The following is an 8,948-nucleotide window of genomic DNA, read 5'->3' as shown; positions in this document are numbered from 1 at the left end:
TACCTGTAAAGGCCGACGCTTACGGTCACGGAGCCGTAAAAATTGCCAAAACCGCTCTGGAAGCGGGAGTTTCCTGCTTTGGAGTAGCCTCAGTATCGGAAGGATTAGAACTTAGAAAAGGGGGGATAAAAGCCCCTATTCTGCTGTTTTCCCAGCCAAATCCCGATGAAATACGAAAAATTGTCAGCGCGGGGCTTATTCCCTTTATTTCGGACGCTGAATTTGCCTGCGCATTGAATGATTGCGCAAAAGCCGCAAAAAAAAAACTGTCTGTTCATCTAAAAATCGATACGGGAATGGGGAGAATAGGCTGCTCCGCGAAAGAAGCCCCCGATCTTGCCCGTCAAATTGCCAAATTCAGGTGGCTAAATTTGACAGGAACAGCCACACATTTGGCGGTTTCCGACTCAACAAACAGGAGTGACATCGATTACACCAAACGACAGATAGCCTGCTTTAAAAAAGCCGTTAAGGCTATTCGGGCGGCCGGAATTGATCCGGGGCTTGTCCATGCCGCAAATTCAGGAGCGGTAATTTTGCACCCAAACGCGTGGTTTGATATGGTAAGGCCGGGCATACTGCTTTACGGATACAAGTCCGTGGTAGAATATGAAGCGCCGCTGGATCAATTAAAAAAATTAACCAGGTTCAAATCATTAACAGCCGAACCAGTAATGGAATTAAGAAGCACGGTCGTATTAATCAAAAAAATAAAAAAGGGCGAATCCGTTTCTTACGGCAGAACATGGACGGCTGAAACCGACACATTAATAGCCGTTCTTTCCGTTGGTTATGCCGACGGCCTTCCGCGCATTGCAAGCAACAAATGGCAGGTTCTTATTGGCGGCGAACTTTATCCGCTTGTCGGGCGTATCACCATGGATCAATGTTGTGTGAATCTTGGGAAGAAGACGAAAATTAACCGCTGGGATGAAGCTGTTATTTTTGGCAGCCCCGATAATGACGCGGCTGCACTGGCGAAAATTACGGGGACTATTCCCTATGAAATTACCTGTAACATAAATAAACGAGTGCCCAGAATATACAAACACTAAGCGTATTATTGCCATTAAATAATAAAATCGGTATTATTATATTGGAGGCAATTAATGAATCAATATATTGACGAAGATGACGATGATGATATTCAGGAAAAAGAAAAACCACCGGTTTTAGATCCTCTTGCGGGGCGGATGTTAAAAACACGGACTGTTTTACTTTCCGGTGAAATAAATAAAGAACTGGCGGAAAAAACCATCCGCCAACTTTTGCTTTTGGAAGATATGAACGACGACCCAATACGGGTTTTTATAGACTCTCCCGGCGGAGACGCTGACGCAGGCTACGCTATTTTTGACATGATTCGTTTTATAAAACCAAAGGTCTGGACAATCGGCATGGGGCTTGTCGCAAGCGCTGCGGCTATTATTCAACTTGCCGCCCCAAGAGACAGGCGTGTAGGACTGCCAAACAGCCACTACCTTATCCACCAGCCGCTTTCGGGGATAAGAGGCGTCGCAACGGACATTGAAATACACGCAAAAGAACTTGAAAAACTGCGGGCGAAAATAAACCGCTTAATCGCAGAAGAAACAGGCAACTCCGCAAATCAGGTTGAAAAAGACACTGACCGAGATTACTGGATGAACGCAACAGAGGCCGTAAACTACGGTTTAATCAGCAGAGTAATAGTTAACCGGTCTGAACTTTAGCTTTCAGACGGGTTCTCATAACTCTTATACAGGAAGCGCCTGATTTTCTGTTGGGCGTTCTTTTCAAACGGCTCTTTACGAATACAGAAATCACTGATTTTTTTAAAAACCGGCAGAGCGCGGTTTACATCATCAACTTCTTTCTTAATCAAATTATGAATGAAGCTGTCGTCATTTTCCTTGCCGGGATAATCTTCCTTTATAAATTCATAATTGGGAACCATTACGCCATAAATAATTTCACCGCCGGGTGTTTTTCTGCCTACAATCAGCACTTCAGCAATTGTGCGCGAAGCAGAAAAATGAGTTTCAACTTCCTCGGGATATATATTTTTACCGCCGGGACCGACAATAAGATTTTTCTTCCGTCCGCTGATATGGATAAATCCGTCTTCATCAATGCGGCCAAGGTCGCCTGTTAAAAGCCAGCCGTCTTTTGTTATAACTTCTTTTGTAGCTTCCTCGTTTTCAAAATAACCCAGCATTATAGAAGGCGATTTGCACGCAATTTCGCCAATACCATCCGGTCCCGAATCGACAATCTTTACCTCCGTGTAACTGACGGGAAGCCCTACCGATTCATTACGTTTGTGATGTGGAGTACTCACGGAAATAAGGGGAGAGTTCTCGCTCATGCCATAACCATGAACAATGTTAAAACCAAATGAATCAAAGAAATCCGCCGTCTTTGGGCTTAACGCTCCACCGCCGGCAACCATTATAAAAATTGATTGAAGATTCGCTTTTTTACGGAAAAATTTAAAGACTTTCCGACCCCATTCAAAATTGCCTTTTTTTGCCTTTGCCAAGGCGATTTTTCGCAAAACATTCAAAGGACCGCGGATTATAGGGGAAAGTTTCTGATAGCCTGAGTTTATCGCAGCCATTACTTTATCATAAAGAAGGGGAACCGCAATAAGATACGAAACTTCCCCGTCTCTTATATCATCTACAACAACTTTGCCGACTATTTTTTCGGCGATTACAGTTGGTATACCTACAGAGTATGGCGCAATAAAGGAGCATGTAGTAGGATATGTATGATGAAGAGGCAGAACATCCATAAATACATCCTTGCTGGTAGGCTCTAACATACGGATTGCCGCGCTTGCGTTAGCGATAATATTTTTGTGGGAAAGAGTAACGCCCTTTGCAAAACCGGTAGTTCCTGAAGTAAACACAATAGAACAAGGAGTATTAGGCAGTATGCTGTCCGCAGGAGGTATGGACTTTACATCGGCATTAACGCCAAATGTATAATATTCCGTTTTATACCCTGCGGGAACGTCTTCCGTTTCCGGGCTGATACAGACAGACGCTGTAAGTGAAACGCCGTTAGATGGCAATGAAGAAGCAAACGCTTTCTTATGTCCCGAATAAAAGAAAACTTTGGCTCTTGTTATTTTTATTATGTTAAGACACTCCTGTTCAGTACAAAGAAAATCAATAGGCACAATACAAATACCCGTAATAACAGTCCCCATCCAGACGGCCATCCATTCGGGTCGGTTTTCTGACCAAAGCGCGACACGGTCGCCTTTAGAAAGGCCGGCGGCAAGCAAACCGGCAGCTATTCTTCTGCATTCATCGCCAAATTTGGAATATGACCAGCGGGTAAATTCCCTCTGTTTGCCTGAGCGATACCGGATAAAGTCTAAATTGGCAAACTGCCGTGAATGATTATCAAGCATTTGGGCAAAGTTATCATACGGAATATCGGGAAGTTTGGAAACATAATCTTCAAATTTTAACATAAATACCTCTCTGTAAAAGCTTATAACATTATAGTAACATTTAAGTATTTTGTCAAAATAATTCGCAACTTTTTGTAATGAAATGTGTCGTACTTTTTTACTTCGTTTTCACCAATAAATACCGTTTTTTACCGGCTCTGATTACCAACTCTCCTTCCTTGTTCAGCCTATCTATTCCAATAATAGCAGCCAGGTCATTTATTGCCGAAAGCTCACCATCGCTGCCTGAAACAAAAGCCCCTCCCTGTTGAACAAGTCGGCGGCCTTCGCTCTTGCTTGGAACAAGCCCCGTATCACAGAAGAGGTCTACCACATTGTAACCGGCTTCCAGTTTTGATCGGGTAATTTCAGAATGGGGCATTGCCGTTTTATCGCCGCCAGCCTGACTGCCAAAAGCCGCCTTAGCGCCTGACAAAGCTTTGTCGGCTTCATCTTTACCGTGAATTAACGCCGTAACTTCCCATGCCAGCCGTTCCTTTGCGTCATTTGGATTTTTTCCCGGTTCGCACAGTATGCGACATTCATCGGCAGACAGGAATGTAAACATAAGCAAGAAGCGAAAAATATCCTGATCCTGCACATTGCGCCAGTATTGGAAAAAATCGTAAGGGGTGGTAATTGCAGGGTCGAGGAAGATCGCACCTTTTTCGGTTTTGCCCATTTTTTTCCCGTCCGCCGTGGTAACAAGGGGAAACGTCAGTCCGAAAACTTCGGCGCCTTCAACACGGCGGATAAGTTCAACGCCCGCGACAATATTCCCCCATTGATCATCACCGCCAATTTGCAAACGGCAGCCGTAACGTCGGTACAACTCCAGAAAATCATAACTCTGCAAAAGCTGATAATTAAATTCGATAAAAGAAAGCCCGGTTTCCATCCGCATTTTGTAAGCTTCAAAACTGAGCATTCTGTTCACGGAAAAATGCCTGCCTATGTCGCGTAAAAAGTCGATATAGTTAAGGTTAGCAAGCCAGTCTTTATTGTTAGCCGTAAAAGCGGTCTTGCCGTCAAAACTGACAAAACGATCAAGCTGTGCGCGGATAGATTCGGTATTTTTATCCAACTGCTCATAATCAAGCATTTTTCTCATCTCGCTCTTTCCAGAAGGGTCTCCAATCCTTGCCGTGCCGCCTCCAAGAAGGGCAATCCCCTTATGGCCTGCCGCTCTAAGATGACGGAACGCAAAATAGGGAACCATGTGGCCTATATGCAGACTTCCCCCAGTAGGGTCAGTGCCCTCGTAAAAAGTGACGGGACTTTCGTCCATTAATTTTGACAGGCCTTCAGTGTCGGTACATTGCTGTAAAAAGCCCCTTGTCTTTAATGTTTCTAATGCTGAGTTCATGGTATTTATTGTACAGATTTTATGGGTGACTGTCACCTATTTTTAAAGGTGACTGTCACCTATTCCGATAATTATAAAAATGACCATAGTTGAACTGGTAAAAAAAGTAATCATATCGTGGCAAGTGATTGCCGTAACCGTGGCAATTGTAATTTACTTTTTTATAGTCTCCTACACGGCTAAACCTTACCACCGCCCAAGACCTGCCAAAAAACCAAAAGTAAAAACACCAAAAAAGAAAAAAGACGATGCCGCCCCCGTCTCAGATTCTTCCGGAAGCGCAGATTCAGCCTCCAACGACGAACTAGGCATAGAAGAAGCCTGACCTTTAAAAATGAGCAGTGAGCAGTGAGCAATTAGTAGTGGAGTTGTTGTTAGCTAGCGTGGCGTGGTACTTTACGCGTCGATAGCAAACAAGAACACTGCTCACTATTCACTATTCACTGCTCACTGCTCCTTACTCCCTTTTTCGTTCTTAGTGTGAAAATTTTTCGAAAAATTTCTTTTTCAGTCAAGCAAATTGAGTACTTCACGCCATATATAGGTGGAGGTTTTTATGACTGAAAACAACAACGAAACTAATGTTTCACAGAATGAAGACCCTTTGACCTGCGCGGTTAAAAATCTGTTTGGGCTTTCGTATCTGTTCCCGTATCAAAGGCTTGTAATGACAAATATTCTGGAAGCCGCGCAAGCGTCGGGGATTCCCGTAAAATGGCCGGAAGAAAGCGAAAATAGCGTCATGACTGAAGAAGAGCCGTTATCGTCACTTTCACAACTTACCGACCGTGAAATTTCAGGAAAGCAGATAGTCATTCTGCCGACAGGGGCGGGAAAATCCCTCTGTTTCCAATTGCCTGCAATGTTGATAGAAGGGTTAACTTTAGTCATCTATCCCATTTTATCGCTAATGGCAGATCAACAGAGGCGGTTAGGCGAGCGCGGTTTTTCTCCGGTAACAATCAGGGGAGGGGAAAGCAAAGAAGAGCGCGATGAGATTTGGCAAAAACTGGAAAGCGGGCAGAGTAAGTTTATAATCGCAAATCCGGAAGTTTTGCTTACGGCGCAGGTAAAAGAAAAACTGGAAAAAATAAAAGTTGTCCACGTTGTAATTGACGAGGCGCACTGCGTAAGCGAATGGGGAGAAAGTTTCCGTCCCAGTTACCTGGAAATCGGCTCTATTTTAAGCTCTCTTAATCCGCCGCTTGTTACCGCTTTTACCGCCACCGCAAGCGCCCCCGTACTTGAAAAAATTAAAAAATACATTTTTGGCGATTGCGATGTTAATCAAATTATAGGCAACCCCGACAGGCCGAATATTTATTACACCGCAAAAGGCTGCATTAACCGCAATCTGGCGGTTCGGGATTTATTAATTAAAAACAGCCGCCCCGCGATTGTATTCTGCTCATCGCGCCCGGGAACTGAAAAACTCGCGCATTACCTTCGCGGTGAAATTAAAGAAATGGGATACGGTTGGCATAGGGAAATTCGTTTTTATCATGCCGGGCTAAGCAGGGAAGAAAAAACCGAAACGGAAAAATGGCTGTTAAAAAATACGGAAGCGGTATTATGCAGTACGTGTGCGTTTGGGATGGGCGTTGATAAAGCTGACGTGCGCACTGTAATACACAGGGACTGCGCCCCGTCCGTTGAAGCGTATTTGCAGGAATCGGGCAGGGCAGGACGCGACGGGGAACAATCAAAAGCGATTCTTTTGTGGGGGCCGGAAGACGAAATGTCCATGAAAAGGGCAAAAACCGAAGCGGACCGCAAAAGGCTCTCGGCGCTTTTCAGTTACGCGAGAGATGCCGAGTATTGCAGAAGGCACTCACTTCTTGCCATGCTTAATTACGATTCAGGCGGAGAAGCGCCTGAAAAATTTTGCTGCGACATTTGCGAAAAAGAAGCCGGCGGCGGCTTGAGGGAAGAATTTTCAATATTGAATTTTTTCCGCAAAAACAAAAGACGTTTTACGCAACACGAAGCAGCCGCCGTTTTAGCGCAGAGCGAAACAATCCGCTGGTCGCAAGAAGAAGCCAATCAAGCCATCGGGTATTTATTAAAAGCCAATAAATTAAGGAGGCTCAAATTTCCATGGAAGAATAAAATTACTATTTTTAAATAGTAAGTTAACCGTACTGGAAATTGAATTTTTTCGAAAGACTTCACACAAAGAACACAAAGAGGAACCATTGGACAATGAGCAATTAACAATTAGCAATGAGCGAAGTTAGCAAGCATTGCGGCCTGCCAAGACCGTACCCACAAACAACAACATTGCTAATTGCTCATTTTTCATTGCTAATTCCTTTGTGATCTTCGTGTGAACTCTTCTCGAATAAATTTATTACTCCAATCCAAACCCGAATGGAAACAATATTTCTCCCTTTATACTTTTACGCCATGTGTAGGGAGTCCGTCCTGTAAAATCTTTATCGCCAAACAGCACGTCCGCGATTCCGCCGCCTTCGCTGCCGGGAAGCCATGCCGCTATAAAAGCGTCCCAGTTTTTAGATTCATCGCCTATGGTCATGGGACGGCCTGATAACATGATAACGATAATCGGACAATTATAACCGTAAATTTCCCGCAGCATATCCATATCCCTTTGGCGAATATCAATCTGCATACGGTCGCCCTCCGTTTCCGCATAAGGATCCTCTCCGATTACGGCAATCACCGCGTCAAAGGTTCCTTCAGCTTTGCCGTTTTCGGCGTAGGTTACGGCCTTGCCTTTTGCCGCATCCCGTATGCCTTCCAGAATCGTCGTGCCTTTGGTGATATTACCGTGGCTTCCCTGCCAGGTTATCGTCCAACCGCCGCATTGCATACCGATGTCATTCGCGCCTTGTCCCGCTACCAGAATATTTTTATATGACGGCAGTTTTGCGATAACATTATTCCTATTTTGTAACAGCACAAGCGACTGCGCGACAAGCGCCCGCGCCGCAACCCGGTTCGCGTCAGTGCCGATTACGCCGGCTTTTTTTGTCAGCGGCGTTTCTTCAAACAAGCCGATACGCCACTTGAACCGGAGTATGCGCAGAACCGCGTCGTCAATACGCGCCATCGGAACAGTTCCTTCATTCACCAGTTCCTTTAAATATTTAATAAAATTTATCCAACTGCCGCTTCCATTAGTTGCCATCACCATGTCAACGCCGGCGTTAATCGCGTTTGCTATCTGCGCCTTGTAATTGCCGCCGGATAATTGAGTGATAGCCGCCCAGTCGGAAATGATAAAACCTTCAAAACCCATTTCTTCTTTTAACAAATCGGTCAGCAAGTTTTTGCTTTCGTGCATTTTAACTCCGTTCACGGAGGAAAACGAAGGCATAAGCGAGATTGCGCCCGCGTCAATGGCAGCCCGGTACGGTGGAAGGATGCGTTCAATTCCTGCCCTATCCAGAAGCGCGTTTCCCTGATTACGCCCGTCTATTGTTTGACCTTCGCCTAAAAAATGTTTCATACACGCCGCTACGCCGTTATCCTGCAAACCTTTAATGACATTCGCGCCCATGACAGCGACAATATTCACATTCTCGCTGAAACTTTCATAAGAACGCCCCCAACGCACATCTTCCGCGACGCCAAGCACGGGCGCAAAAGTCCAGTGCGCGCCGGCAGCCCGCATTTCTTGCGCGGTTATGCGTCCCACCGTATACGCGGCTTTCGCGCCCTTCTCCAAATCGCCAGCCGCAATTGAGCCAAGCCCCACATTATGCGGCAGTATCGTAGCGTTCAAAACATTGCTATGTCCATGTACCGCGTCAAGCCCATATATGACAGGAATTCCCAGCCGCGTCTTTAGTGATTCTTGAGTAAAGCCGTCAATCATATTGACCCAGCCTTGCGGAGTATTCTGCATCGGCGTTGAACCGCCGCCGCTTAAAATCGAACCTAGCGCGTATTCGGTAATATCTCCCATACGCACATCGCCCCTCTCAGCCTGAGTCATCTGCCCCACTTTTTCCTCCAATGTCATTAACGACAGAAGTTCCTCAGGCGTTTTCCATGCGGCGGATTTTGCGGAGGCCTTACTGCCACATTGCGCAAACAACAGCAAACTAAACGCAATTAAAATACAGAAGATTTTTTTCAAGAATACCCTCCCTCTATGAACTACTAATATAT

7 protein-coding genes are annotated in these 8,948 nt (G+C 45.2%); 4 read left to right on the top strand and 3 right to left on the bottom strand.

The window, feature by feature from the left end:
- Nucleotides 1-1,055, top strand: a 1,055-nt coding sequence (gene alr / locus ACYVRH_RS08860; RefSeq protein WP_461256557.1) for an alanine racemase, incomplete at its 5' end; no start/stop codon positions are given.
- A 54-nt stretch (nucleotides 1,056-1,109) separates the two neighbouring features.
- Entirely contained in the window at nucleotides 1,110-1,712 is a 603-nt protein-coding gene (locus tag ACYVRH_RS08855) for an ATP-dependent Clp protease proteolytic subunit (RefSeq protein WP_461256556.1), read from the top strand.
- On the opposite strand, the gene ACYVRH_RS08850 is transcribed toward ACYVRH_RS08855, so the two are convergent.
- Both ACYVRH_RS08850 and tyrS read right to left on the bottom strand, forming a co-directional pair.
- Entirely contained in the window at nucleotides 1,709-3,466 is a 1,758-nt protein-coding gene (locus ACYVRH_RS08850) for an AMP-binding protein (protein ID WP_461256555.1), read from the bottom strand. The genes ACYVRH_RS08855 and ACYVRH_RS08850 overlap by 4 nt on opposite strands.
- A gap of 97 nt (nucleotides 3,467-3,563) precedes the next feature.
- Complete coding sequence (gene tyrS, locus ACYVRH_RS08845; RefSeq protein WP_461256554.1) at nucleotides 3,564-4,811, bottom strand: tyrosine--tRNA ligase; 1,248 nt, start codon at nucleotides 4,809-4,811, stop codon at nucleotides 3,564-3,566.
- Between the two features lie 79 nt (nucleotides 4,812-4,890).
- On the opposite strand from tyrS, the gene ACYVRH_RS08840 reads away from it, so the two are divergent.
- Entirely contained in the window at nucleotides 4,891-5,136 is a 246-nt protein-coding gene (locus ACYVRH_RS08840) for a hypothetical protein (protein WP_461256553.1), read from the top strand.
- Between the two features lie 231 nt (nucleotides 5,137-5,367).
- Complete coding sequence (locus ACYVRH_RS08835; RefSeq protein ID WP_461256552.1) at nucleotides 5,368-6,939, top strand: RecQ family ATP-dependent DNA helicase; 1,572 nt, start codon at nucleotides 5,368-5,370, stop codon at nucleotides 6,937-6,939.
- Between the two features lie 222 nt (nucleotides 6,940-7,161).
- Here the strand turns inward: ACYVRH_RS08835 and ACYVRH_RS08830 are convergent, their stop codons facing one another.
- Nucleotides 7,162-8,916, bottom strand: a complete 1,755-nt coding sequence (locus ACYVRH_RS08830; RefSeq protein ID WP_461256551.1) for a glycoside hydrolase family 3 protein — start codon at nucleotides 8,914-8,916, stop codon at nucleotides 7,162-7,164.
- Between the last annotated feature and the right edge of the window lie 32 nt (nucleotides 8,917-8,948).

The sequence above is a fragment of the Treponema sp. R80B11-R83G3 genome (assembly GCF_054786115.1).
This window is presented reverse-complemented; position numbering and strand designations above follow the sequence as displayed.

Bases quoted from the DNA above. Each gene is read 5' to 3' on its own strand.
- ACYVRH_RS08855 (WP_461256556.1), top strand. From the start codon at position 1,110: ATGAATCAATATATTGACGAAGATGACGATGATGATATTCAGGAAAAA.
- ACYVRH_RS08850 (WP_461256555.1), bottom strand. From the start codon at position 3,466: ATGTTAAAATTTGAAGATTATGTTTCCAAACTTCCCGATATTCCGTAT.
- ACYVRH_RS08840 (WP_461256553.1), top strand. From the start codon at position 4,891: ATGACCATAGTTGAACTGGTAAAAAAAGTAATCATATCGTGGCAAGTG.
- ACYVRH_RS08835 (WP_461256552.1), top strand. From the start codon at position 5,368: ATGACTGAAAACAACAACGAAACTAATGTTTCACAGAATGAAGACCCT.
- tyrS (WP_461256554.1), bottom strand. From the start codon at position 4,811: ATGAACTCAGCATTAGAAACATTAAAGACAAGGGGCTTTTTACAGCAA.